Origin of the sequence: Enterobacter sp. SST3, assembly GCF_000286655.1 — a bacterium.
Lineage (GTDB): Bacteria > Pseudomonadota > Gammaproteobacteria > Enterobacterales > Enterobacteriaceae > Enterobacter > Enterobacter roggenkampii.
The window spans coordinates 76,167-101,903 of sequence record NZ_ALNS01000005.1; the positions used below are offsets into that span (position 1 = coordinate 76,167).

Consider the following 25,737-nt stretch of genomic DNA (forward strand, 5'->3'; position numbering starts at 1 on the left):
TCGACGATTTTATCAGCACAGGCCTAGTGTTTTTTGATGTACATGTCTTTCGTGTAATAGTACCCCAGCTTATCCGGCGTAAATCCGCCCACCCACGGTTTCACCAGGTGCGTACGGACGTAGTGATACACCGGAATGGCCGGCACATCGCGTCCCAGCAGATCTTCCGCCTGCTGGTAGAACTTACCTCGCTCTTCCGTTGTTTTGGCTTTTGCGGCATTCACCAGCGCCTGGTCGTATTCCGGATTGCTGTACTGGCTGGTGTTTTCGCTGTCGCCGGTGCGGAAGTTGTTCAGGAACGTCGCCGCGTCGTCGTAGTCGGCAATCCAGGCGTAACGCACCGCGTCAAAGTTGTGGGTGTGCATGGTATCCAGCATGGTTTTCCACTCCTGATTTTGCAGCTTCGCGTCCACGCCGAGGTTTTTCTTCCACATAGAGCTGGCGGCAATCGCGATGCGCTGGTGCGATTCAGAAGTGTTATAGAGCAGGTTGAAGCTCAGGGGATGGCTTTCGTTATATCCGGCCTCGTTCAGCAGTTTTTTCGCCTCGGCGATGCGCTTGTCCAGCGGCCAGCTGGCGTAATCCGGGTTCTGGAGCTTTACGCCGCCGATGTCCGGCTGGCTGATGAGCCACGCCGGGCGCTGCCCCTGCCCTAATACTTTTCCGGCAATGATGTCTTTATCGAGCGCCATGTTCAGCGCCTTGCGCACGCGGGCGTCGTTGAACGGCGGCCGGGTGGTATTGAATTCGTAGTAATAGGTCGCCAGCTGCGGAGAAACATCCAGCTGGCTGCCCAGGGTTTTCTTGAGCTGGGCAAACTGGTTGATCGGCACCGTGTAGACAATATCAATTTCGCCCGCTTTATAGCGGTTCACATCCGAGGCCTCGGACGTGATGGGCAGGTAGGTCACCTTGTTAATCACGGTGTGCGCGTTATCCCAGTAGCGCGGGTTGCGCTCCGCCACAATGCGTTCGTTGACCACCCACTGCGACAGCTTATACGCCCCGCTGCTGACGAAGTGCTCAGGCTTGGTCCACTTTTCGCCGAAACGGCCAATCAGCACTTTATCCACCGGCACAAGCGACGGGTGCGCCAGCATGGCGAGGAACGCCGCGTTTGGCTGGGTGAGCGTCACTTCCAGCGTGGTGTCGTTAATGGCTTTCACGCCCAGCGTGTCGGGGGATTTTTTCCCCTGAGCGATATCGGCCGCGTTGGCGATATGCATGTTGCCCGGATAGCTCGCGTATGGTGACGCCGTTTTCGGGTCAATCAGGCGCTGCCAGCTCCAGACCACATCCTCTGCGGTAATCGCCGTGCCGTCGCTCCAGGTGATGCCCGGACGCAGATGGAACGTCCAGACGGTGTTGTCCTTGTTCTCCCATTTTTCCGCCAGCCGGGGCTGGACGTCACCCGACGGGGAAACGCTCACCAGACCTTCGAATAAATCACTGATAATATTGAATTCGACGTCGCTTTCGACTTTATGCGGGTCGAGCGAAGCCGGTTCACTGCCATTATTCCTGACCAGTTCCTGTTTATCGGCCAGCGCGGTTCCTGCCGGCACGTTAGCCGCCCAGGTCGCCGTGCTGGCGCACAGGATCCCGGCGGTAAGTAAAGAGAGCGTAAAGCGCGTGCGTGTTTGTGGTTTCATGTCCTTCGCCTTATTGTCTGTTTTTGTGACGATCCGGAAATAACTCTTAGCGGCCTTATGGTAATAACGCAATAATTTTCAGTAACCTATAAGAGGTTGATCTGATTAATCGCGTCAAACCGCTGTTCATACTGGTGAAACGTATTTATGCAGAAGAAAAAACCAGGTCCCGCGCTAACCTGCTGAGTAAAGATGGGTAAAGCCACTTTGAGAGTGACGCGCCGTTTCCTATTCTTTCCGTTAATTACATCTGTCATAAGAGAGTGACTCATGGATCGTATAATTACTTCCTCACGCGACCGCACATCGCTACTCAGCACCCACAAGGTGCTGCGCAATACCTATTTCATGCTCAGCCTGACGCTGGCGTTTTCGGCGATCACCGCCACCGCCAGCACCATGCTGATGCTGCCGTCTCCGGGGCTGATCCTGACCCTGGTGGGTATGTATGGTTTGATGTTCCTGACCTACAAAACCGCTGACAAACCGGTCGGTATTCTGTCCGCGTTTGCCTTCACCGGCTTCCTGGGCTACATCCTGGGGCCAATCCTGAACGCGTATCTGTCCGCCGGAATGGGTGACGTGATTGGTATGGCGCTGGGCGGCACCGCGCTGGTGTTCTTCTGCTGCTCGGCCTACGTGCTGACCACGCGTAAGGACATGTCCTTCCTCGGCGGCATGCTGATGGCGGGTGTTGTGGTGGTGCTGGTGGGTATGGTGGCCAACATCTTCCTGCAGCTGCCTGCCCTGCACCTGGCGATCAGCGCCGTATTTATTCTGATCTCTTCCGGCGCGATCCTGTTTGAAACCAGCAACATCATTCGCGGCGGTGAAACGAACTATATTCGCGCCACCGTGAGCCTGTATGTGTCGCTGTACAACATCTTCGTCAGCCTGCTGAGCATCCTGGGCTTCGCCAGCCGCGATTAAGCTGACCTGCTGAAACAAAAAGGAGAATGCCCCCGGCATTCTCCTTTTTTTATGCCTTAATCACCCCGGCAAATATAGGTGGGGTAACGCCGGTCCTGAATCAGCCATACGGAAGGCGAGAGTTCAGAGATCGTGAGATAGTAGCGTGCGGTCGGGCTGGCAAAGCTTCCCCACTGGGCATCAGGGGTGTTGTCATTGTGTCGACGCCAGGTCTTGGTGTAGCTCAGGACAATTACCTTATCATCGTCCCGTCGCTCCCACGTAAAATCCACGTCCCTGTCAACGATCAGGCTCTTACCTTCAGCCTTTGCAGCGCCTTTGTAGGTGGTCAGGCCGGTGCCGTTACGATGAAAATAGAACTGGGCAACGGCATTGACCTTCACTTCATTTGCCTTTCCTTGATTGCGCGTAAAATTAAACTCGGTGCTGCAGGCCAGCGCATCGCGCTTATAGGCTCCGCCGGTGTAGATAAAGAGCGCAAACGCCCCGCCAACGACTGCGCCACCCAGTCCGAACAGAAGTCTGTTTTTCATTCTTCCGCCCCGCTTTTATAGCGAATAGTTTTACACAGGCTGGCTTCACTCACCGGGCAGGCGCCGATGAAAACCTCATCGGCGGCGGCAAGCGAAAAGCGGGCGCTGAAATAATAAATGTTGTACTCCTCGCGCTCGCACGCGACGTTATTTTTCTTCAGCAGCTCGGCCAATTTTGATAACACCAGCGGTCGGCCATGATCGTTGATCACCCAGAGCCGACAGCCAGCTATTTTTTCCTTAACGGGTTTGAGTGTTGCGGGTACGGTTATCTCAAGCTGTCGGCTAAAAAACAGGCTAAACCCCACGACTGACGTCGTTAATACCGCTAAAACCAGCCACCACTTTTTGGATAAACGCTTATATCCTGACGGCTGCTCAACGGACGGCTGAGATACTTCGGGCGTAACGCTCTCTGCGGGCTTAAAAATAACGTCGGCGTCAAAGCGGAATCCAAACCGGGGCACGGTCACGATATAGTCGTGGCTGTCGCCCAGGGCGTGGAAGCTTTTGCGTAATTCACTTACCGCCTTATTGAGGTTATTTCCCGACGGCGTAAAGCCGAACTCCTCCCACACGCGAGTGATCAACTCTTCCCGGCTCAGGTCGCGCCCTTTATGACGAATAAACTCCTGTAAAAGACGAACGGCCGGAGCCGAAAGCGTTAATACAGACTCGGGTTGCCCAACAATACTTATTGCATGTGCTTCAGGATCGAATAACAACGAATTATTGCATATAAAAAACATCTTTTATTCTCGGCTGTTACCGCATGCTTTTTAATCCCTGATACAACGACAAGAAAATCGCCTCCTGAACTGATTGTTTTTTCATCAGAAGGAGTTTTCTCCCCATCCTGGGTCGCGGTATTTTCGCTTAACTATACAACCTTAAAGCCAGGAAAGCAGGATAAAAAACTGTATATAACGAGTTAATTAATACAAATTTTCACAAACCGCTGTTCTGGTTAAAGTTTCCCTGCCCTGAAGCAATACGTTAGCAGAGGGTGTCCCGTTGTGAATGCGCCGGGAATGAACTCAACGCAGGCGGACAGAAAGTGAAACAGAAAAATAGTGTGAATAAGACAACTGCCTTTTATATCGCCGCGCTGTCATTGCCATTTTTCTCAGAAATGGCACTGGCCAATATGAGCGTGTATCCCATGGAACTTAACGTGGATAAGTCCGGTGCGGCGCAAATTAAGGTGGCGTCAAAAACGGATGATATTCAGTTCATTCGGGTGAGGCAAAAGAAAATTCTTAATCCCGGCACGCCCCTGGAAAAAGAGATTGATGTGGCCTCGTGGAAAGAAGGTGGCGTGGTTGTCACACCGGAAAAATTCGCCCTTGCGGCAGGCGCAATGCGCGTGGTTCGCCTGGTATCGCTTGCACCACCGGAAAAAGAGACGACCTGGCGCGTCTATTTTGAAGGCGTAAAGCAGCCTGACAGCATTATTCCGGCCAAGGCAGAAAGCCCTGCGGCGACGGCAAGACTGGGCGTCAATGTGATCTGGGGCGCCCTGATCCATCTCGCACCGGAAAAAAGCGTGGTTTCACTGACGATTGACCCTCTCAGAGGAACGTTAAAAAACAACGGCACGTTGCGCGTGCCGCTCAGGGAGATCGGTGTTTGTGATGCGGATTCATCGTGTAGATGGATTAAAGAAGACGCGACGATTTATCCGGACACCGAACGTAAATTAAAAACGCTCACGAAGGTACAAGGCCAGAAATATAAATTCCGCTACTTCAACTGGCTGAATAAAAGCGCTGAAGAAGCTGATTTACCCGTCGTGCAATAACACGACGTCACCGTAAAAACCCCACAGGGTTTGATTAAAGAGCCAGGGTGCTCATTTGTAAATATGGAGATATCAATGCGTAAGTACTTTAAACCTCTGATGATTGTTGCCGCGATGACCACGTCCGTTAGCGCGCTGGCGATTCAAAAAGATATTACCGTCAACGCCAGCGTTGATTCACAGCTGGATATGACTCAGGCCGATAACACGCCGCTGCCGGCAAGCATCGATATGCAGTACCTGCCTGGCCGCGGTCTGGAAAGCTACCGTCTGAATACCAAGGTGTGGTCTAACTCCGCCACCAGCAACGTGAAAGTCCGTCTGGTGAGCGCCGCGAAGCTGGCGAATGCCGACGGTGCTGAAACCATCCCTATGACGGTGAAGCTGGGCGATAAAACCCTCTCTAGCGCAGATGTTGAATACACCGGTACCGAACTGTTCCCGGGGAGCATTGAAAACGGTTCTGCGGTACTGCCGCTGACCATTTCCCAGACCACCAAAGGCATTCTGAAAACCGGTCAGTACAGCGGCGTTGTTAGCCTGATGCTGACGCAGGCGACGACCACGGAAGGCGGTGCGTAACACCACAGCACCTAAGGAATAACGTCAGAGGGTGCCCACCCTCTGACGTCAGGATGATGTCGAGGCTCGTTCATGGCGTTTCACAGAAATACTCTCCTCTTTGTTGCTTTGTTACCCGCTTCCATCCAACTCGCCTGCGCCGGGCTGGCCGTCCCACCAGGTTTTGAAGATCTGGCAAAGACGCAGCGCGTGTGGACAGAGGTGAACCTCTACGGCGAATCGCTGGGCCTTTTTGAAACGGATATCACGCTTGAAACGGTGAGCTTTGTCGCATCTGAGAACGTGGTAGCGGCCATCAAACGCCGGTTTAATGACGCCCCATCCCTCGTTGCCACCGTCTCTGCCGCACTGGCCGTTCCGCTTGCCCGTAACGGCAACCTGGCCTGCAGCAGCAACGGCTCCGCAGCGGGCTGCGATTACATCGATACCGATCGCGCGGCCATTATTTATGACGAGAATAACGCCCGCATTAACCTGTTCCTGGACAAGAAATTTCTGCCTAAGCAGACGGCAGAGAATGCATGGTATCAGCCCACGCACGGCACCGAAAATGCGCTGATCCATCAGCAGAACATTAACTTCGTTGCCGACAGGGATTATCAGTCGGCCACCGTGCAGGGCAACGGCGCGCTGGCGCTCACCCAGGACGGCTATGTGAATCTCGACTGGACCTGGCTGGGGCAGCGTTCACGGCACCAGCAGCAGCAGGAGGTCACCGTCAACAACGCCTGGTTCCGCCAGGATATCCTGCGTCAGTACTACGTCCAGGCAGGCGAGATGGATACCCGCGATCTGTTCAGTAACGCTGGCGGAAATATCACCCTCAGCCAGCTGCCGCTGGGCAAAATTCGCGGCCTGCGCACGGGTTCAACACGGGCGTGGATAAACCCGGTTCAGCAGTCGAAGGGAACCCCTGTTACCGTACTGCTTTCCCATGACGCGCGTATCGACGCCCGCCGGGGCAATCAGCTGCTGGCGAGCTTCTATCTGAATGCCGGGGCGCAAACCCTGGACACGCGTTCGTTCCCGGACGGGAGCTACACCGTGACGCTCTCCATCTATGAAAATAACCGGCTGACGCGCACCGAGCAGGTGCCGTTTACCCGAACCGGCATTACGCCATTCGACCGCGTCGAGTGGTTCCTGCAGGCGGGCGAAACCGATAATAGCGATCAGAACGAAGAACGCCGCGCGGTTGCGCAGGCGGGCGTACGCCTGCCCGTCACCCCGACGCTGGCGCTGACCAGCGGCGCAACGTTCAAGAAAAACCAGCGTTTCCTGGAAAATGCGATCGACTGGAGCCGGGGCTTCAACGCGGGCCCGATCGATGGCGTGCTGAGTACCCGGTTTAGCTACCTCTACGGCAGCGAAGGCCAGCGCGGCAATATTCAGCAAATCAGCTACAACGACGGTTTTTCTTTGAGCGTCTATCGCAACGCGTTATCCGCTGAAAACTGCAACACCCAAAGCGCGGGATTTGACGCCGTGAACGGCTGTTATCGCACCCTCTCGGTGATGTTCTCCGTCCCGGTCGGCGCCTGGTATGCGAGCCTGGGGTATTCGGATAACCGCAACGAAGGCCGGTACGTTTCACGCCGGGAGCTGCCGGACAGTGACGATCGCCACGATGCGGGTTTGCCGTGGGAATCGGTCTATATGACCCGCTCGCGCACGCGGGCCTGGCAGGCTGGCCTGAGCAATGCCTTCAGCACCCATGGCCTGAATATTAACAGCAGCATTAACCTGTTCATGCGTAACGATGACGCCCGGGAAGGCAGGGATAAAGGCGGCTACCTGAGCGTGAGCCTGTCCATGGCGCATAACCGCCAGGGCGATGCGTCAAGCTACACCTCTCTGGGCGCGACATGGCAGCACCAGCAACGTGAAAAAAACCAGATGAGCTACAACGTGGCGCATAACTGGTATGCCGATGCCCGCGGCGAAAATGAGTACGGCCTCAGCGCGTCGGGCATTAACAGCGACTCGCTGAATACCTCAGCCTATACGCGCCAGGGCGGACGATATGGCAACGGGAGTCTGACCGTCAGCGACGCCTGGGATCGTCAGGATCGTCGCCATACGCTGAGCAGCAGCGGCAACTACAGCTCGACGTTTGCGCTGTCCCGCTCTGGCCTGTGGCTGGGCCGCTGGAGCGACGGTCGCCCTGCTTCCGCCGTCGCGGTGAACGTGACCACGCCGGAAGATGCTCAGGATCCGCGCGTCGCCGTGTCGCTGGATAACGGCGGCAGTGCCGATATTCCAGGCAATAGCCGCGCCCTCTTCGCGGTGCCGGGCTATCAGCAGACAACGTTGACGGTTAACGAATCGCTGGATGTCTCACGAGGAGCCAGCAGTGAAATCACGCAAGGATCGGGCAGCAGAACGCTGTTTATGGTGCCTGGCAAACTGCTGCGCCGGGACGTGCAAACCACCGCAAGCTACACCTGGCTCGGCCAGTTAACCGACGAGCGTCATTCGCCGTTTATCGGCGGCGTGCCGCTGAACGTGAACGGCTGGAGCGACCTTGGCAACGGCGGGTTTAGCGCCCAAAGCGACGCCCTGCTGCATAACCTCTACCTGGTGCGTCAGCAGCAGTTTTATCAGTGCGCGCTGAACGTGAAGAGTATGCGCGACGTGGTGCGTTATGTCGGGTCGATCCCCTGTAAGGAGTTAACCTTCTCCGCCCTGCCGGATGCCGTCCAGCAGCAGGCACAGCTGATGCTGGCAGGACGGTCGGTCCCTGCTGGACCGACTGCCATGAACACCGATAGCCTCACTAAAGGGAAATGATGTGATTAAGTGCCTCTTTATTTTTCTGTTCTTAAGCCTGTGGGCCAGCCAGACGCTGGCAGGCTCTCCCGCGGGACGAAATACCAGCGTAGGGATCAGCTTCGATCGCACCGCGCCGCCCGCCCGTTTTGACATCTGGTTTCATGAATCGGGCGGCTTTGACGCCGCCGATCCGCAAAAGTGGGGGCGCAATACCCTGACCTGTCAGTCCCGTACCGATACCACGAACGGCGCCTGCATGAACTCACCGGTCTGGTTCTCGGCGAACCCGGCCGCGCCTTATGCCATCAATTTAGCGTTTACCCATTCCCTTACCGGCAAGACGGTGAATATCAAGGTGTATGGCGATCACTACATGTTTATCAACAATAAAGTGTTCACCTTTGCCAGCTTTGTCACGGGAGGGACGACGGAAATTGCTAGCTGGAACAGAGAGCCCTACTTCGATTTCTATATCGTGAAAAGCGAACTGGATAAGCTCGCCCTGCCGGGGATCTGGACCGCCACGCTGAAGCAGAACCTGCGCCAGTGGGGAAGCGCCGACTGCGGCGGCAACTTCAATGACGTGAATGTCGGCTGTCCTGGCTATCTCACCATCGCCAAATGGCAGGCAAATATTCGCATTGAGGTGGTCGACCCGGGAAACCAGCAGATTTACCTGCCAGCCTTTCCGCACTCCACGCCCATCGTTAACCTCAACCTGACCAACTTCCCGGGGCGCCCCGGGGGCAGCGAGATCAAGGGGGAAAACACGCTGGATATGTGCCTGTACGACGGCAAAAACAGCACCAGCACCCGCGCCTATCTTCGTTTTGAAGATGACGGGCTTCCCTCTGCGGGACGTGCCGAAGGCGCGTTTTCTATCCGGCGGCGCGGTGGAAGCCAGACGGATGCGCGGGACCGTCTCGACTATCAGGTCTCCGTTACCCATCCCGTCACAGGCGCAACCGAAACCGTCGCGAACGGTAAAACCGTAGTCTGGCAAGGCACTAACGATCCGCAGTATCTGCGTCAGGTCGTGCTGCCCGGCGGACGCGAGAGCGTACTGTGCATTCCTGCGCCAATTATCCTGAAAACCCCCGCGTTCGCCGCCAGCAGCAAAAACGCGGGCGACTATACCGGCACGCTGCGCGTCATCTATACGCCCAGCACGTTATAACGAGGTCACCGTGAGTTACGCCATTCTCGACAATAATCGATTTTACGCCGAAGGACTGCGCTATGCGCTGCTGCGTCGGGGCGTTCAGTTAGAGGTCCAGAGCGATACCGTACAATGGCAGCCAACGCTGCTTACCCGCCGCGTGATTGTCGTCCGCTGCCGTTTTTCCGTGGCGGCGACGCATCAGGCGCTGATCAATATTTTGCTCAGGCTGGAAGCCGCCCGCTGGAAAGGCAGTCTTTATCTGGTCTGCAACGAAAAGGGGTGGGCGCTGGCGACGCATTTACGCAAGCGTTTCAGTACGCTAACGCTTTATATCATCGACGACCGGATCGCCGTTGCCGATGCGGCGTATTTGCTGGCAAAAGAGCCGCGTCGCGTTCGAAGCCTGGACTGCTGCCTGACCGTACCTGAATTCAACGTGCTCGATCTGATGCTGACCGGGTTGCCGGTCCGCCACATTGCCATCGTGACGCACATGTCGGAGAAACAGGTTTCAACCCATAAATGCAACGCGCTGAAGAAGCTCAATGCCAACAATCTGCTTCAGCTGCTCCTGTAGGTCACGGTTTATCCTGAGCCCGCTTTTTTGCTACACTGTTGCCGATTTTTCACCTACGACAGAAGATTATGTTCATTTTTGCAGGCCAGGAAATTGAGACCGATAGCGAAGGCTATCTGAAAGATACAACGCTCTGGAGCGAACCGCTGGCGGAGAAAATTGCGGAAAACGAAGGCATTACCCTCTCCCCCGAACACTGGGAGGTGGTGCGTTTTGTCCGCGAGTTTTACCTTGAATTCAACACCTCTCCGGCCATCCGCATGCTGGTCAAGGCGATGGCCAATAAGTTCGGTGAAGAGAAAGGCAACAGCCGCTATCTCTATCGTCTGTTCCCGAAAGGTCCGGCAAAACAGGCCACCAAAATTGCCGGCCTGCCTAAGCCGGTGAAGTGTATTTAATACCGAATACCGAAGTTGACGTATTCGCGCCCCGGTTGATGGGGTTCCGTTAAGACCTTATCAACCCGCGCGCTGCGCGGCCCACCCGCTTTCAGCCACGCCACCAGCTTGTCAACCTGCTCTGCTTCGCCACAGGCGACCACCTCAACGCTGCCGTCATCCATGTTGCGCGCGTATCCCGTTAGCCCAAGCTCAATCGCTTCGCGCTGGGTACTGTAGCGGAAACCCACGCCCTGAACGACGCCGTGAACCCAGGCAATAGTGCAGACTTTAGACATTCTTCTTCTCCTTAACGTAGCGTTTTCGGCAAACAACCGTAGTGCTGCCGGAAACGGGCGGTGAAACGAGAGCTGGACAGATACCCACATTGTAATGCGATTTCGCCGATCGGTAATCGGGTTGACTGTAACTGTGACAAAGCCACGGCCATCCTCACCTCCTCGACAATCTGGCGAAAACTCTGTGACTCCTCGCGTAACCGTCTGCGCAGCGTCGGCACGCTCAGGGCCAGACGGCTGGCGACGTCCTGCGCGGTCCAGGCTCTGGCGGGCGACAGCATAATGAACTGTCGCACCTGCTCGGTCAGGTTATTGCTTCGCTCGATAAGCAGCGGACCTGCCACGCCGTCATGCAGCAATGCCAGCAACAGACCGAAGGCCTGATGTTTTTGCAGCGCCTCCGGTAAATCCTGACGCACGGCGTGCAGCAGGTTATCCCACATAAACGCCAGCCCCTCGCTCAGCGGAGCGCAGAGCGAATGCAGCGTCGTGCGCGGCCAGGATTTCAGGTAATGCGCTTTAAACTCGGCAACGATTTCCGGCGATAACATCAGCAAGTCCGAGTGAAACAGGCCGTTTGCAGGCTGATTGATGATCTCCATTGCCGTATTGGCAGGGATAATGATGAGTTCATCCCGGGTGGCCACCAGGCGGTTATCGTCCTGCACAATCACCTTACTGCCGTGAGTGATATGGCAAATCGCCGGGAAAAAGAGCTTAACCTGGTGCAGGCGATGCATTTTGCTGGCACTCACTTCACCCGCCGTGAGATGTTTATGTCGAAAATGGAACTCCTGCACCGGTTCATCCTTATCTGCTGTAGGTTGCGGTTAACTGAGCCTTTGCCAGAACGTGACTATTGAGCATAAAGCCGACCAGCGCGCCGCTCGCATTGTTGTCGATGGGCAGGGTATTCACGTCCAGCGCCCAGACGGTCATCTGATAGCGGTGAGGCTTATCGCCTGCGGGCGGACATGCGCCGCCGAATCCAGAATAACCGAAATCATTACGCCCCTGCACAGCGCCAGCAGGTAATTTTTCGCCATTTGGGTTACCGGCATCAGCGGGCAGCGTCATTGTCTTCGCGGGAATGTTGGCTACTGTCCAGTGCCACCAGCCGCTGCCGGTAGGCGCATCCGGGTCATAGACCGTAATGGCAAAACTTTGCGTACCGGCGGGCGGGCTTTTCCACGCCAGCTGTGGGGACTGGTTACCGCCGTGGCAGCCGAATCCCTCGAATACCTGCTGTGGCGCTAACCGCCGGTCGCCGGAAATATCCCGGCTGGTCATGCTGAAAGGCGTTGCGGCTAAAACCTGAAAACTCATTGCCGTCAGAGCGGCTATTGTGATGACACTGCTCTTTTTCATGGGTATTTCCTTTGCTGAACTGGAATCCCACTGTATATCCCGCCGCAGTGCCGTAATGTGCTTAAGCGATTTGATTTTGTGCCGAAACGCTCAACGGCATCCGCAGATGATTGCGCCTTGCTGAATGTGCTACTCTACGCGCCATTTCCCTGAAATCGACAGAACAGCAAACTATGAGTGTACGTTTAGTGTTAGCCAAAGGGCGCGAGAAATCCTTACTGCGCCGTCATCCCTGGGTCTTTTCCGGCGCGGTTGCCCGTATGGAAGGCAAAGCCAGCCTCGGTGAAACCATTGATATCGTGGACCACCAGGGGAAATGGTTAGCGCGAGGCGCCTACTCGCCAGCCTCCCAGATCCGCGCGCGCGTCTGGACATTCGATAAAGACGAAACCATCGACATCGACTTCTTCGTCCGCCGTCTGCAGCAGGCGCAGCAGTGGCGCGACTGGCTGGCTAAACGCGACGGGCTGGACAGCTACCGCCTGATTGCCGGTGAGTCTGACGGCCTGCCGGGCGTGACCATCGATCGCTTCGGTAACTTCCTGGTGCTGCAGCTCCTGAGCGCCGGGGCGGAATACCAGCGCGCTGCGCTGATTAGCGCCCTGCAAACGCTGTTCCCGCAGTGCGCCATTTACGACCGCAGCGATGTGGCGGTGCGCAAAAAAGAAGGCATGGAGCTGACTCAGGGGCCGGTCACGGGTGAACTGCCGCCTGCCCTGCTGCCAATTGAAGAGCACGGCATGAAGCTGCTGGTGGATATTCAGGGCGGGCACAAAACGGGTTACTACCTTGACCAGCGCGACAGCCGTCTCGCGACGCGTCAGTACGTTGCCGACAAACGCGTGCTCAACTGCTTCTCCTACACCGGTGGGTTTGCCGTTTCGGCGCTGATGGGCGGCTGTGCCCAGGTGGTCAGCGTGGATACCTCGCAGGAAGCGCTGGACGTGGCAAAACAGAACGTCGAGCTGAACAAACTGGACTTGAGCAAAGCCGAATTTATACGCGACGACGTCTTCAAGCTGCTGCGTAAATACCGCGACCAGGGCGAGAAGTTCGACGTCATCGTGATGGATCCACCAAAGTTTGTGGAGAACAAAAGCCAGCTGATGGGCGCCTGCCGCGGATATAAAGATATCAACATGCTGGCTATCCAGTTGCTGAACCCGGGCGGGATTCTGCTCACCTTCTCCTGCTCCGGCCTGATGACCACAGATTTATTTCAGAAAATCATCGCTGATGCCGCAATAGATGCTGGCCGTGATGTACAATTTATAGAGCAGTTCCGTCAGGCAGCCGATCACCCCGTGATTGCTACCTACCCGGAAGGACTGTATCTGAAAGGGTTTGCCTGTCGCGTCATGTAACTTGAAAAGAGAAATATTGCCCGCACATAACGTGTAAGTCGTATTTCCCGGGAGGTGACTATGATTGCCAGCAAATTCGGTATCGGCCAGCAGGTCCGCCACACTTTGCTCGGGTATTTGGGTGTGGTCGTGGATATCGACCCGGAGTATTCCCTTGATGAGCCGTCAGCAGACGAGCTGGCGGTGAACGCAGAGCTTCGCGCTGCACCCTGGTACCATGTGGTGATGGAAGGTGACGACGGGCAACCCGTCCACACCTACCTTGCCGAAGCGCAGCTAAGCAGCGAGCTGCAGGAAGAGCATCCGGAGCAACCCACTATGGATGAACTTGCTCAGACTATCCGCAAACAGTTACAGGCTCCGCGCCTGCGGAACTAAGCGTGTAAAAAAAGCCCGATGAACGGGCTTTTTTTTATTACTTCGCCAGCCCCAGACGGGGGATGTCGATCGCCGGACAGCGATCCATGACGACGTTCAGCCCCGCATCCCGCGCCAGCACGGCAGCCTGCTCGTTAATCACGCCCAGCTGCATCCACAGCGTTTTCGCCCCGACGGCGATAGCGTCCTGCGCCACTTCCCACGCCGCCTCGGAATTACGGAAGACATCGACCATATCAATTTTTTCCGGCACGTCAGCGAGCGTGGCATAACCCTGCTGGCCCAGTAAGGTTTTCCCCGCCACTTTTGGCGAGACCGGGATGACGTGATAGCCCTGATCGAGAAGGTATTTCATGACCCGATAGCTGGGACGATCGGGTTTATCGCTCGCGCCCACCAGCGCAATGGTACGCGTGGATGTCAGAATCTCGGCAATATCGTTCTCTTTCATGGTTTTTCTCCTGGCTTTTTTAAAAGTGTACGCCAAACCGCACATCTCAACCATCCATCCCATACCGATGCATGAGGGCAAAACGGCCAAATATGTCTATATGTTAGTAAACGTGATTATCGAAAAATTTAGATACATTAATGCGGCGACAGGATTTCTGACGGGAGCCTTCTATGAAAACCGGTATTGCCACTGCTCTGATTGCGTTAGTGATGCCGGTCTGCGTTTTTGCTACCACGCTCCGGCTCTCTACCGATATTGATCTTCTGGTACTGGACGGAAAAAAGGTCTCCAGTTCGTTATTGCGCGGTGCGGACAGTATCGAGCTGGATAACGGACCGCATCAGCTGGTATTCCGCGTAGAAAAATCGATCGGTCTGGCCAATCACGAGCAACGGATGTACATCTCCCCGCCGCTGATCGTCAGCTTTAATACCCGACAAATCAGTCAGGTGAATATTACCCTGCCACGCCTTGAAACGGAGAAGGAATCAGCGGCCTTCGACGCGTCTCCCCGCATTGAACTGCTGGACGGGGATGCGATGCCGATTCCGGCGAAGCTGGATATTCTGGCGCTGACGACTTCACCGAAAGGTCCGGACTACGAGGCCGCGACGCAGACCTATAACAAAGCCGGTAAACGCGCGTCGCTTCCTCAGTTTGCCACCATGATGGCCGACGACAGTACGCTGCTTTCCGGCGTCTCTGAACTGGACGTCATTCCACCCCAGTCCCAGGCCCTGACGGAACAGCGCCTTAAATTTTGGTTCCAGCAGGCCGATGCCGACACGCGGGCCCGGTTTTTACAATGGGCAAAACAACAGCCTTCATCATAAGCCACATTTTTTACGCCTTTCTCTTGCAGCGTCAGACGGTTCCCGTCATCGTGTAGGCAGTTAACCTGATGGATATGATTATGGAACTGACAACACGCACGCTCCCGGAACGCAAACATATTGCTCTGGTAGCGCACGATCACTGTAAACAAATGCTGCTTAACTGGGTTCGCCGCCATCAGTCTTTGCTGGAAAAGCACGCCCTGTCGGCGACCGGCACCACCGGTAACCTGATCCAGCGCGAAACGGGTCTGGAGGTAAACGCCATGCTGAGCGGCCCGATGGGCGGCGATCAGCAGGTCGGCGCACAGATTTCCGAAGGGAAGATTGATGTGCTGATCTTCTTCTGGGACCCGCTAAACGCGGTTCCGCACGACCCGGACGTCAAGGCCCTGCTGCGCCTGGCGACGGTGTGGAATATTCCGGTGGCGACAAACCTCTCGACGGCGGATTTCATCATCGAATCGCCGCAGTTTAACTCGCCGGTAGATATCCTTATTCCGGACTATCAGCGTTATCTTTCAGAGAGACTGAAGTAGCTTTTTTTGCCGGGTGGCGGCTACGCCCTACCCGGCCTACCCATCCATGCCCGGCGGCGTTACGGCTTCCGCGCCACCGGCACATCAATACTCTTCAAAATATCGACAAACACGGATGGCTCTTCTTTATTGAACAGCAGCCACACGCGATGGCGCGCGCGGGTCATCGCCACATACAGCAAACGCCGCTCTTCGGCATCCGGAAAGTCTTCCGGCACCGGCAGCAGGGCCTGCTCCATGACCGACTCGCGGGCCGGGGCCGGGAAACCGTCGCTCCCCTCTTTCAGCCCCATGACAATCACATAGTCGGCCTGCTGCCCTTTGCTGGCGTGAATCGTCATAAATTCAAGCTGCAGCTTCGGCCAGCGGGTGGCCGCCTTTTCCAGCGCCTCGGGTTTGAGGTGATGGTATCGCGCCAGCACCAGGATACGTTCATCAGGCTTCGCGTAGCCGCTGAGCTTGTCCAGCAGCGGTTCCAGCTGGTCTTCCGCCAGCAGGGTCACGGCTTTTTTATCCCCTGCCCGCAGGCTATTGAGCGGCTTTGCCAGCTGATGCGGGTTCTGCTGGATAAAGCGGTTGGCGATTTCACCAATCCGTGAATTGAAGCGGTAGGTGGTGTCCAGATCGCTGCGATCGCCTTCGCCAAAATAGTCGTGGAATGCGGTCGTCAGCGAAAGCTGCGCCCCGCTGAAGCGATAGATGGCCTGCCAGTCGTCACCCACCGCAAACAGCGAAGTATGCTTATTTTGCGCCCGTAGCGCCGAAAGCAGGGCTGCGCGCTGCGGAGAGATGTCCTGAAACTCATCCACCAGAATATGTTTCCACGGGCTGACAAAGCGCCCCTTCTCAAGAATGATGATGGCCTGGTGGATTAGGCCGGAAAAATCGACGGCATTTTCCGCTTTCAGCGCGGTTTTCCAGGCCTTCAGCAGCGGCGCCATCAGCTTGACCCGCTTCGAAAACAGATCGCGGATCGCCTCCGGCGCGCTTTCAATCATCTCTGCCTGCGTTCCGCCGTGCATTCGCATCAGGCTGACCCAGCGGTCAAGCCGTGAACCCAGCCGACGCGCCAGTTTGTCATCCTGCCAGAAGCTGCCCTCCGGCACGTCCCAGTTGAGCTCCTCCTCGAGCCACTGGCGCCACCCTTTCGCCTGCGCCTTTTTCTCACTGCACTGCTGGCGCCACGTTTTGATAAACAGCGCCTGGCGCGCCTGCGCGTCGTTTTCCAGCTTACTGATAGCAGGCACTTTTTTACTGCCCTGCTGAATAATATGCAGGGCAAGGGCATGGAAGGTTCTGGCCGTGATATCCCGGGTATGCAGACGTTCCTGGATCCGTTCGTCCATCTCCTGGGCCGCCTTGCGGCCAAAGGCCAGAAGCAGAATTTGATCGGCGACCGCTTCCCCGGTCGTCAACAGCCAGCCGGCACGCGCAACCAGCACCGACGTTTTACCGCTACCGGCCCCCGCCAGCACCAGCAGCGACTGCTCGCCGTTGACCACCGCGCGCGCCTGAGCCGGATTAAGCGGAGAAGACTCCACCGTACTGAAAAAGTCGGCGTATTGGGTGAGCATGGCGTCCGTCCAGGCCTGATTATGGGCGAGTCGGCTTTTATCCTTATCATTCAGCCAGGCCTGGCACTGGCGCCAGGCGTCGCGACAATTGTCAAACTCCTCAAGACGCGCCACGGATAACGGCAGCGCCGAGAGTGCCTGCCGGATCTTTTGCTGCAACCCGGCGGTCTGCTGACGGGTGAGCCACGAATGCTGCGCGTTGCTTTGCGCGATATCGTCCAACACCTTTTGAAGCACTCCGGCGGCAATCACGCTCATATCCTGACTCCACTGCTGCCAGAGCGCGTTCAGGTGATGATGGAAACGCTGGGTTTCTGCCCACTCGGTGCCGTGAAGACGCACGACTTTATCGTCAGGCAGTACGAACTCGAGTTCGCCCCACACCAGCCCGCGTTTGCAGTGGATAGCCAGAAGCTGATTAAACGGAATAAGGTATTCGTGGCGTTCTCCAGAGACTTTTACCCCGGCATTGAGGAGAACCACCCGGTCGTAAGGGTGTTGCGCCAGACGTTTGCCTAACGACGTTGCTTTCAGTTCCATGTTCCGCCAAATCCACGAAGAGATAATTTACCTGACAGTGTAACTGCCAGTTTTAAGGTGCTCCAGCCTAAAAAAACGTTACAATCATTGGGCGTTAATTTTATCGAAAGGAAGTGAGGGTTTATGCGTACCGTTCTGAATGTGTTGAATTTTGTGCTGGGCGGTTTTGCCACCACCCTTTCCTGGCTTTTTGCCACGCTGGTGAGCATCGTCCTGATTTTTACGCTCCCCCTGACCCGCTCCTGCTGGGAAATCACAAAACTCTCCTTCGTCCCCTACGGGAATGAAGCCATCCACGTTGACGAGCTGAATCCGGAGAGCAAAAACGCCCTGATGAATACGGGGGGTACCCTGCTTAACATTCTGTGGCTGATTTTCTTCGGCTGGTGGCTCTGCATCATGCATATTTTTGCGGGTATTGCGCAGTGCATCACGATTATTGGTATTCCGGTGGGGATCGCGAACTTTAAGATCGCCGCTATCGCTCTTTGGCCCGTCGGGCGCAGGGTTGTTCCGGTCGAAGTGGCCCAGGCGGCGCGTGAAGCCAATGCGCGTCGTCGTTTTCAGTAACTAAGGACTGGCCGCGTTTATGCTAAGCCCACTGCTTCGCCGTTATACCTGGAACAGCACCTGGCTTTATAACGTCAGGATATTTATCGCACTCTGCGGCACGGTTGCCCTGCCCTGGGGGCTGAATGACGTCAAGCTCACCATCCCGCTCACGCTGGGCGTCGTGGCCGGGGCGCTGGCGGACCTGGACGATCGTCTGGCCGGGCGTTTACGCAACCTGGTCATCACGCTCGTCTGCTTTTTTATTGCGTCAGCGTCCGTTGAGTTACTTTTCCCCTGGCCCTGGCTATTTGCCCTGGGTCTGACGCTCTCAACCAGCGGGTTTATTTTGCTGGGCGGCCTTGGGCAGCGCTACGCCACTATCGCGTTTGGCGCCCTGCTGATTGCCATCTATACCATGCTGGGCGCATCCCTCTACGACCAGTGGTACCAGCAGCCGGTTCTGCTGCTGCTCGGCGCCATCTGGTATAACCTGCTGACCTTAACCGGTCATCTGATTTTCCCTGTTCGCCCTCTGCAGGACAACCTTGCCCGCAGCTTTGAGCAGCTAGCCCACTATCTGGAACTGAAATCCCGGCTGTTCGACCCGGATATCGAGGAAGAAAGCCAGGCGCTGCTCTACGATCTGGCGCTGGCAAATGGTCAACTGGTCGCCACCCTTAACCAGACAAAAGCCTCTCTGCTGACCCGTCTGCGCGGCGATCGCGGTCAGCGCGGAACGCGAAGAACCTTACACTACTATTTTGCCGCCCAGGACATTCATGAACGCGCCAGCTCCTCGCACGTCCAGTATGCCGCCCTGCGAGAGAAGTTCCGCTACAGCGACGTGATGTTCCGCTTCCAGCGCCTGCTCTCCATGCAGTCCCAGGCGTGCCAGCAGCTCTCGCGCTCCATTCTGCTGCGCACGCCCTATCAGCATGATCCACGTTTTGAACGCGTATTTAGCCATCTTGATGCGGCACTCGACCGCGTTCAGGCCAGCGGAACGTCGCCGGAACACATCAAAGCGCTGGGCTTTCTGCTCAACAACCTGCGGGCAATTGATGCTCAGCTGGCGACCATCGAGTCGGAGCAGGCGATGGCGCTTCCGGGCAGTGAGGTCGACAATCAGCTTGCTGATGACAGCGTGCACAGTTTTAGCGATATGTGGCTACGCCTGAGCCGCAACTTTACCCCGGAGTCGGCTCTCTTCCGCCACGCGGTGAGAATGTCGCTGGTGCTGTGCGTGGGTTATGCCTTTATCCAGATAACCGGGCTGCATCATGGCTACTGGATCCTGCTGACCAGCCTGTTCGTCTGCCAGCCGAACTATAACGCCACCCGACACCGTCTTGCGCTGCGCATTATCGGCACGCTGGTCGGCGTCGCAATCGGCCTGCCGGTGCTTTATTTCGTGCCTTCCGTCGAAGGGCAGCTGATTCTGATCGTGATCACCGGCGTGCTGTTTTTCGCGTTTCGCAACGTGCAGTACGCCCATGCCACCATGTTCATCACGCTGCTGGTGCTGCTCTGCTTTAATCTGCTGGGTGAAGGGTTTGAAGTCGCCCTGCCCCGCGTGATTGATACGCTGATTGGCTGCGCGATTGCCTGGGCCGCGGTCAGCTTTATCTGGCCGGACTGGCGTTTTCGCAATTTGCCGCGCGTGGTAGACAGGGCGATGAATGCCAACTGTCGTTACCTTGACGCAATTCTGGAGCAGTACCACCAGGGCCGCGATAACCGTCTGGCTTACCGGATAGCACGTCGCGACGCGCACAACAGTGATGCTGAACTGGCCTCCGTTGTCTCTAACATGTCAACGGAGCCGCGCGCCACGGCTGAGATTCGTGAGACAGCGTTCCGCCTGCTCTGCCTTAACCATACCTTCACCAGCTATATTTCGACGCTGGGGGCCCACCGCGAGAAGCTCACTAACCCGGCGGTTCTCAACCTCCTCGATGACGCCGTCTGCTATGTCGATGATGCGCTTCATCACCGCCCGGCCGATGAACCGCGCGTTCGACAGGCTCTGGATGAACTGGCTCAACGCATTGCGCATCTTGACCCGGGAAATGACAGCAAAGCGCCGCTGGTTCTTCAGCAGATAGGCCTGCTGATCGCTCTGCTGCCTGAAATTTGCCGGCTGCAACAGCACATCGCTACCTGGAGGAACGACTCTCCTGCGGCTCAGGCAGCGCATTAAACCACTCCGTCAGCTCCCGGCGGATACCTGCCGGGAGTGCCGCCTCATGCAGCCCTTCGATAGCTCCTTCCAACGCAAAGAGCACTTTTATACTGAGTGCTTTATTCTTTGCCCGCATCTTCAGCCAGCTCGCTCTGGCACCCAGCGCCCGCAGCGTTTCTTCATTGGTGATACCGGCTTCAAAGAGCAAAACTTCAAGCTGAAAGGTCAGGTTCGGCAGATCCTTAAGACGGGTTCGTTGATGACGCTGGTAGCGCTCTTTCCTTGCCGCACTGAGTGCAAACGAGGAGAGCTGAAGCAACCGCTCCCTGTCCTGCCATAATCCGTCATCCACACGATAATAGTTGAGCAGCACCGGGCGGCCTCGCTTCATCAACGTCAAGAAGGAGGAAGCATTTTTTACACAGTATTTTGCACTCTCTTCACACGCGCGAAGGTAAAGTTCGCCATCGGACACCATGGCAAAGACCGCATCATCGACCGCCAGGGTGTAACCGCCAAACAGCGCGCGATGATGAATCTCGCCCAACGGAGAGAGGTATTCCTGGGATTTATAAATCCGTTCATAAGATATCTTTTTCATGATATTTCCCTTCAAAATCATAGGCTAACAACGAAATTTCTTACTAGCGGATCCGTTAGCAGGAAAATAGGCAACTTATCGTCGTTGAGCAAGATGATTTTTCGAGGGGCATCAAGATTGAATGAATTTTGCGAGTCGCTTTCCGAAAATGAGGTTGATCTTTGGGCATACAGGAGTTACTGTATATCCATACAGTAACCACAGGGCTGGAATGAATATGCACACTTCAGGCTATGCAAATCGCGCAACCTCTCTCTCTTCTGCCGCAGGCAATGTCGCGCAGAATTCCGTCGAGCGTGTTTCCACAGGGCTTATCAGTGAAGTGGTTTATCGTGAAGACCAGCCCTTGTTAACGCAACTTCTTTTACTGCCATTATTACAACAGCTCGGTCAGCAATCACGCTGGCAGCTTTGGCTCACGCCTCAGCAAAAGCTGAGTCGCGAGTGGGTTCAATCCGCAGGCCTTCCGCTGACCAAGGTCATGCAGATTAATCAACTTTCGCCTTGCGATACCGTTGAGTCGATGATCCGCGCGTTACGCACAGGAAATTACAGCGTGGTGATTGGCTGGTTACCGGAAGAATTGACGGAAGAGGAACATTTCCGACTGACTGAAGCCGCTGAAGAAGGGAATGCGATCGGGTTCATTATGCGTCCGGTTCGATCGGATTCTTACCGCAGAGGACAACTTTCAGGGCTAAAAATTCACTCAAATTTGTATCATTGAGTGAAATTAAGATTTTTCCTGGAATTTTTTTTGACCGCAAGATGGGATTTTAGTTCCCGGCCTTAAAATTGCGGCAAGGCTTGTCTGGTGCGGTTCTCCTTAATTTTATTGCACAAAATTCGTTCAAAAAATGTTAAATAATCGGTATACGGAACTTTTTTTTTCATATGCCTGACGGACTTCACACTTGTAAGTTTTCAGCTACGTTGTAGACTTTACATCGCCAGGGGTGCTCGGCCTAAGCCGAAGATATCGGTAGTTTTATATTTGACCACGCCCCCCGGTGAAGGATTTAACCGTGATTCTCTCTTGAGACTTTCATGGCGAATTTTGGATGATAACGAGGCGCAAAAAATGAAAAAGACAGCTATCGCGATTGCAGTGGCACTGGCTGGCTTCGCTACCGTAGCGCAGGCCGCTCCGAAAGATAATACCTGGTATGCAGGTGGTAAACTGGGCTGGTCTCAGTTCCACGACACCGGCTGGTACAACAGCAGCCTGAACAATGATGGCCCAACTCACGAGAGCCAGCTTGGTGCAGGTGCGTTCGGTGGCTATCAGGTTAACCCGTATGTTGGTTTTGAAATGGGTTACGACTGGTTAGGTCGTATGCCATACAAAGGCGACACCGTAAACGGCGCTTTCAAAGCACAGGGCGTTCAGCTGACCGCTAAACTGGGTTACCCAGTAACTGACGATCTGGACGTGTACACCCGTCTGGGCGGCATGGTATGGCGCGCTGACTCCAGCAACAGCATCGCTGGCGACGACCATGACACCGGTGTTTCCCCAGTATTCGCTGGTGGCGTTGAGTGGGCTATGACCCGTGACATCGCTACCCGTCTGGAATACCAGTGGGTTAACAACATCGGCGACGGCAACACCGTTGGTGTTCGTCCAGACAACGGCATGCTGAGCGTAGGTGTTTCCTACCGTTTCGGCCAGCAGGAAGAAGCAGCTCCAGTTGTTGCTCCAGCGCCGGCTCCAGCTCCAGAAGTACAGACCAAGCACTTCACTCTGAAGTCTGACGTTCTGTTCAACTTCAACAAAGCGACTCTGAAACCAGAAGGCCAGCAGGCACTGGATCAGCTGTACACCCAGCTGAGCAACCTGGATCCTAAAGACGGTTCTGTAGTGGTTCTGGGCTTCACCGACCGCATCGGTTCTGACGCTTACAACCAGAAACTGTCTGAGAAACGTGCTCAGTCTGTTGTTGATTACCTGATCTCTAAAGGTATCCCAGCTAACAAGATCTCCCCACGTGGTATGGGCGAATCTAACCCAGTTACTGGCAACACCTGTGACAACGTGAAAGCTCGCGCTGCACTGATCGACTGCCTGGCTCCAGATCGTCGCGTAGAGATCGAAGTTAAAGGCATCAAAGACGTTGTAACTCAGCCAGCGGCATAAGTTATCGTCTTATAAAAAAACCCCGCAATGCGGGGTTTTTTATTGTCTGAAGAAAAGTAAAAAAAACTACTTTTTACCCAACAGCGCCTGAAGGTCATTCTTCAGTGTCGACATCTGGTTGGCGTACTTCTCTTTATGTTCTGCATCCTCAATCAACTGCACGATGGTTTCCGACAGCGTTTTACCCCGTCGTTGTGCCAGCCCGGCCAGGCGCTGCCAGACAACAAATTCCAGATCGATTGATTTTTTGCGAGTGTGCTGGTGCTCAGCATTAAAATGCCGTTTGCGTCGCGCGCGGATAGTTTGCTTCATCCGGTTTAACAACGCAGGATTAATGTGTTTCTCAATCCAGCCGTTGACCTGTACCGGTTCGTTTTCGAGGGTCAGCAAAATATCCACGGCTTCTTGCGCAGCGCTGGCTTCGATGTAGCAGGTGATCAGCTCCCCTTCACGGTGCTTTTTGACCAGGTACTTCCATTTCCAGCCGCTTTCGAGATTTTCCAGTTGTTGATATTTCATTGCGATCTCAGTGTTACCACGTAACTCTGTTCAGAATATCAGTTTTTTAGCAATCTGCTGAAAAGAAATCATATCCTGTGAGTGAATGCAGCTAATCACCCTGTCGAAATCCCCAATCCTGCTTGGGTACAGCCCCCCGCTTACGGTATACTCCACGCTTTTACATCTGACTAAAAAACATCAACTTTGACCATTACGAAACTTGCATGGCGTGACCTTGTTCCGGATACCGAAAGTTATCAGGAACTGTTTGCACAGCCAGATCTCGCAAAAGAACACGAATTCATCCTTAGCGATACGCAGCCCCGTTTGCATTATGCGCTGGAGCAGGTATTAAGCCCCTGGGCAACTGCGCCTTTCATGCTGCTCAAAGCCCCGGAAGAAGCGGAATACCTGACGTTGTTCGGGGATGCCGTGCGTCAGCTAAAGCCGGAAGCGAACGCCGTTTTTGGCGGCCAGTATCGTATCGCTGGACATGATGTTACTTTCGAACCGGCGGCGCAGGCCGACGGCCTTTTTGCCGCTAAGGGCGAGGTGATTACCGCGAACTGGGTCGAGGCTGAACAACTCTTTGGTTGTCTGCGCCAGTTTAACGGCGAGCTTTCGCTGCAGCCTGGGCTGGTACATCGCGCAAATGGCGGTGTCCTGATCATCTCGCTGCGTACCCTGCTCTCGCAGCCGCTGCTGTGGATGCGTCTGAAAACCATCGTGCATCAGCAGCGTTTCGACTGGGTCGGCTACGATGAGTCTCGTCCTCTGCCTGTCTCGGTTCCGTCTATGCCGCTGTCATTAACCGTCGTGCTGACGGGCGACCGTGAATCGCTGGCAGACTTCCAGGAAATGGAGCCTGAACTGGCTGAGCAGGCGGTATATAGCGAATACGAAGACAATATCCAGATTGCCGATGCCGACGATATGGCGCAGTGGTGTCAGTGGGTGATGGCCGTTGCCGAACGTTTTGCGCTGCCAACGCCTGCGGCTGACGCGTGGCCAGGCCTGATCCGCGAAGCGGTGCGCTATACCGGTGACCAGGAAACGCTGCCACTCTGCCCGCTCTGGATCGGCAAGCAGCTGCGTGAAGTGGGTGTGATTAGCGGTAACGGTGCGTTCACCGGAGAACAACTCACCCAGATGCTGGCTCAACGAGAGTGGCGGGAAGGCTATCTTGCTGACCGCATGCAGGATGAAATTCTGCTGGAACAAATTCTGGTGGAAACCGAAGGCGAACGCGTCGGGCAGATTAACGCCCTGTCGGTGATTGAATTTCCTGGCCATCCGCGCGCGTTCGGGGAGCCGTCCCGTATCAGCTGCGTTGTGCATATTGGCGATGGCGAGTTTACCGACATCGAACGCAAAGCCGAGCTGGGCGGAAACATTCACGCCAAAGGCATGATGATCATGCAGGCATTTTTGATGTCTGAACTGCAGCTTGAGCAACAGATCCCCTTCTCCGCCTCGCTGACGTTTGAGCAGTCCTACAGCGAAGTGGATGGCGATAGCGCCTCTATGGCTGAACTGTGCGCCTTAATCAGCGCCCTGGCGGAAGTGCCCATCAATCAGAACATCGCGATCACCGGTTCGGTGGATCAATTCGGTCGTGCGCAGCCTGTGGGTGGCCTCAACGAAAAAATTGAAGGCTTCTTCTCTATCTGTCAGCAGCGCGGTTTAAACGGCAAGCAGGGTGTGATTATTCCGGCTCCCAACGCACGCCATTTAAGCCTCAGCCAGGAAATTCTGGATGCGGTTGAACAAGAGCAGTTCGCTATCTGGGCCATCGAAGGGATTGAGGATGCACTACCCTTACTGACAAACCTGGTATGGTATGGCGAAGGGCAAACCACCCTGATGCAGACTATCCAGGAGCGCATTGCTCAGGCAACACAGCAGGATGCTCGTCACCGTTATCCATGGCCGTTACGCTGGCTGGGCTGGTTTAGTTCGAACTGATCGGACTTGTTCAGCGTACACGTGTTAGCTATCCTGCGTCCTTCACTAAAATAAGGCTTACTGA

Annotated in this window: 26 protein-coding genes; 16 read left to right on the forward strand and 10 right to left on the reverse strand. The window is 55.4% G+C overall.

What is annotated here, in order from left to right; all coding sequences use genetic code 11:
- Positions 1-23 precede the first annotated feature (23 nt).
- A complete protein-coding gene (locus tag B498_RS18150) occupies positions 24-1,652 on the reverse strand; it encodes an ABC transporter substrate-binding protein (protein WP_008499904.1) in 1,629 nt (542 codons plus the stop codon).
- Positions 1,653-1,922: 270 nt separating this feature from the next.
- Between B498_RS18150 and yccA the strand changes: the two genes are divergently transcribed.
- Positions 1,923-2,582, forward strand: coding sequence for an FtsH protease modulator YccA (yccA, locus tag B498_RS18145; protein WP_008499905.1), 660 nt, complete (start codon positions 1,923-1,925; stop codon positions 2,580-2,582).
- Between the two features lie 56 nt (positions 2,583-2,638).
- Here the strand turns inward: yccA and B498_RS18140 are convergent, their stop codons facing one another.
- Positions 2,639-3,115 carry a hypothetical protein gene (locus B498_RS18140; RefSeq protein WP_008499906.1) on the reverse strand — a complete coding sequence of 159 codons (477 nt, stop codon included), beginning with the start codon at positions 3,113-3,115 and terminating at the stop codon, positions 2,639-2,641.
- Positions 3,112-3,864, reverse strand: a complete 753-nt coding sequence (locus tag B498_RS18135) for a winged helix-turn-helix domain-containing protein (RefSeq protein WP_008499907.1) — start codon at positions 3,862-3,864, stop codon at positions 3,112-3,114. The genes B498_RS18140 and B498_RS18135 overlap by 4 nt, the downstream gene beginning before the upstream one ends.
- 308 nt (positions 3,865-4,172) lie before the next feature.
- Here B498_RS18135 and B498_RS18130 point away from each other — a divergent pair, with 308 nt between their 5' ends.
- From B498_RS18130 to tusE, 6 genes are all read left to right on the forward strand, one after another.
- A complete protein-coding gene (locus B498_RS18130; RefSeq protein ID WP_008499908.1) occupies positions 4,173-4,916 on the forward strand; it encodes a fimbrial protein in 744 nt (247 codons plus the stop codon).
- A 75-nt stretch (positions 4,917-4,991) separates the two neighbouring features.
- Positions 4,992-5,498, forward strand: coding sequence for a CS1 type fimbrial major subunit (locus B498_RS18125; protein ID WP_008499909.1), 507 nt, complete (start codon positions 4,992-4,994; stop codon positions 5,496-5,498).
- 72 nt (positions 5,499-5,570) lie between these two features.
- Complete coding sequence (locus tag B498_RS18120) at positions 5,571-8,288, forward strand: TcfC E-set like domain-containing protein (protein WP_008499910.1); 2,718 nt, start codon at positions 5,571-5,573, stop codon at positions 8,286-8,288.
- A 1-nt stretch (position 8,289) separates the two neighbouring features.
- Positions 8,290-9,447 (forward strand): CfaE/CblD family pilus tip adhesin, encoded by a 1,158-nt coding sequence (locus B498_RS18115; protein WP_008499911.1) that lies wholly within the window; start codon positions 8,290-8,292, stop codon positions 9,445-9,447.
- Between the two features lie 10 nt (positions 9,448-9,457).
- The gene (locus tag B498_RS18110; protein WP_008499912.1) at positions 9,458-10,009 is read left to right on the forward strand and encodes a LuxR C-terminal-related transcriptional regulator; all 552 of its coding nucleotides are present in this window, start codon (positions 9,458-9,460) and stop codon (positions 10,007-10,009) included.
- 68 nt (positions 10,010-10,077) lie between these two features.
- Positions 10,078-10,407, forward strand: coding sequence for a sulfurtransferase TusE (tusE, locus tag B498_RS18105; protein ID WP_008499913.1), 330 nt, complete (start codon positions 10,078-10,080; stop codon positions 10,405-10,407).
- Here the strand turns inward: tusE and yccX are convergent.
- Genes yccX through B498_RS18090 form a run of 3 tightly spaced genes read right to left on the reverse strand, consistent with a single transcriptional unit; the run spans position 10,404 to position 12,053 of the window.
- Positions 10,404-10,685 carry an acylphosphatase gene (yccX, locus tag B498_RS18100; RefSeq protein ID WP_008499914.1) on the reverse strand — a complete coding sequence of 94 codons (282 nt, stop codon included), beginning with the start codon at positions 10,683-10,685 and terminating at the stop codon, positions 10,404-10,406. The genes tusE and yccX overlap by 4 nt on opposite strands.
- An 11-nt stretch (positions 10,686-10,696) precedes the next feature.
- A complete protein-coding gene (locus B498_RS18095; protein WP_008499915.1) occupies positions 10,697-11,485 on the reverse strand; it encodes an AraC family transcriptional regulator in 789 nt (262 codons plus the stop codon).
- A 10-nt stretch (positions 11,486-11,495) separates the two neighbouring features.
- Positions 11,496-12,053, reverse strand: a complete 558-nt coding sequence (locus B498_RS18090) for a kinase inhibitor (protein WP_008499916.1) — start codon at positions 12,051-12,053, stop codon at positions 11,496-11,498.
- A 173-nt stretch (positions 12,054-12,226) separates the two neighbouring features.
- Between B498_RS18090 and rlmI the strand changes: the two genes are divergently transcribed.
- Positions 12,227-13,417, forward strand: coding sequence for a 23S rRNA (cytosine(1962)-C(5))-methyltransferase RlmI (gene rlmI, locus B498_RS18085; RefSeq protein ID WP_008499917.1), 1,191 nt, complete (start codon positions 12,227-12,229; stop codon positions 13,415-13,417).
- A 60-nt stretch (positions 13,418-13,477) separates the two neighbouring features.
- Complete coding sequence (hspQ, locus tag B498_RS18080; RefSeq protein WP_008499919.1) at positions 13,478-13,795, forward strand: heat shock protein HspQ; 318 nt, start codon at positions 13,478-13,480, stop codon at positions 13,793-13,795.
- A 37-nt stretch (positions 13,796-13,832) separates the two neighbouring features.
- On the opposite strand, the gene B498_RS18075 is transcribed toward hspQ, so the two are convergent.
- Positions 13,833-14,246, reverse strand: coding sequence for a CoA-binding protein (locus tag B498_RS18075; RefSeq protein WP_008499920.1), 414 nt, complete (start codon positions 14,244-14,246; stop codon positions 13,833-13,835).
- Between the two features lie 173 nt (positions 14,247-14,419).
- Between B498_RS18075 and csgI the strand changes: the two genes are divergently transcribed.
- Together csgI and mgsA are read left to right on the forward strand one after the other, a co-directional pair.
- Positions 14,420-15,082: a curli synthesis inhibitor gene (gene csgI / locus B498_RS18070; protein ID WP_008499921.1), complete on the forward strand. Its 663-nt coding sequence runs from the start codon at positions 14,420-14,422 to the stop codon at positions 15,080-15,082.
- 80 nt (positions 15,083-15,162) lie between these two features.
- On the forward strand, positions 15,163-15,621 hold the full coding sequence (gene mgsA / locus B498_RS18065) for a methylglyoxal synthase (protein ID WP_008499922.1): 459 nt from the start codon (positions 15,163-15,165) through the stop codon (positions 15,619-15,621).
- A gap of 59 nt (positions 15,622-15,680) precedes the next feature.
- On the opposite strand, the gene helD is transcribed toward mgsA, so the two are convergent.
- Positions 15,681-17,735 (reverse strand): DNA helicase IV, encoded by a 2,055-nt coding sequence (gene helD / locus B498_RS18060; RefSeq protein ID WP_008499923.1) that lies wholly within the window; start codon positions 17,733-17,735, stop codon positions 15,681-15,683.
- 123 nt (positions 17,736-17,858) lie between these two features.
- Between helD and B498_RS18055 the strand changes: the two genes are divergently transcribed.
- Positions 17,859-18,305 carry a YccF domain-containing protein gene (locus B498_RS18055; protein WP_008499924.1) on the forward strand — a complete coding sequence of 149 codons (447 nt, stop codon included), beginning with the start codon at positions 17,859-17,861 and terminating at the stop codon, positions 18,303-18,305.
- A 19-nt stretch (positions 18,306-18,324) separates the two neighbouring features.
- Positions 18,325-20,487, forward strand: coding sequence for a YccS family putative transporter (gene yccS, locus B498_RS18050; protein ID WP_008499925.1), 2,163 nt, complete (start codon positions 18,325-18,327; stop codon positions 20,485-20,487).
- On the opposite strand, the gene B498_RS18045 is transcribed toward yccS, so the two are convergent.
- A complete protein-coding gene (locus B498_RS18045; RefSeq protein ID WP_008499926.1) occupies positions 20,444-21,070 on the reverse strand; it encodes a TfoX/Sxy family DNA transformation protein in 627 nt (208 codons plus the stop codon). The two genes, yccS and B498_RS18045, sit on opposite strands and share 44 nt — an antisense overlap.
- A gap of 217 nt (positions 21,071-21,287) precedes the next feature.
- Here B498_RS18045 and sulA point away from each other — a divergent pair, with 217 nt between their 5' ends.
- Complete coding sequence (gene sulA / locus B498_RS18040) at positions 21,288-21,797, forward strand: SOS-induced cell division inhibitor SulA (protein WP_023618859.1); 510 nt, start codon at positions 21,288-21,290, stop codon at positions 21,795-21,797.
- A gap of 354 nt (positions 21,798-22,151) precedes the next feature.
- The gene (gene ompA / locus B498_RS18035) at positions 22,152-23,207 is read left to right on the forward strand and encodes a porin OmpA (RefSeq protein WP_008499928.1); all 1,056 of its coding nucleotides are present in this window, start codon (positions 22,152-22,154) and stop codon (positions 23,205-23,207) included.
- A gap of 66 nt (positions 23,208-23,273) precedes the next feature.
- Here ompA and matP read toward each other — a convergent pair whose 3' ends face one another.
- Complete coding sequence (gene matP, locus B498_RS18030; RefSeq protein ID WP_008499929.1) at positions 23,274-23,726, reverse strand: macrodomain Ter protein MatP; 453 nt, start codon at positions 23,724-23,726, stop codon at positions 23,274-23,276.
- Between the two features lie 186 nt (positions 23,727-23,912).
- Here matP and B498_RS18025 point away from each other — a divergent pair, with 186 nt between their 5' ends.
- Entirely contained in the window at positions 23,913-25,673 is a 1,761-nt protein-coding gene (locus B498_RS18025) for an AAA family ATPase (protein ID WP_008499930.1), read from the forward strand.
- The last annotated feature ends 64 nt before the right edge of the window (positions 25,674-25,737 follow it).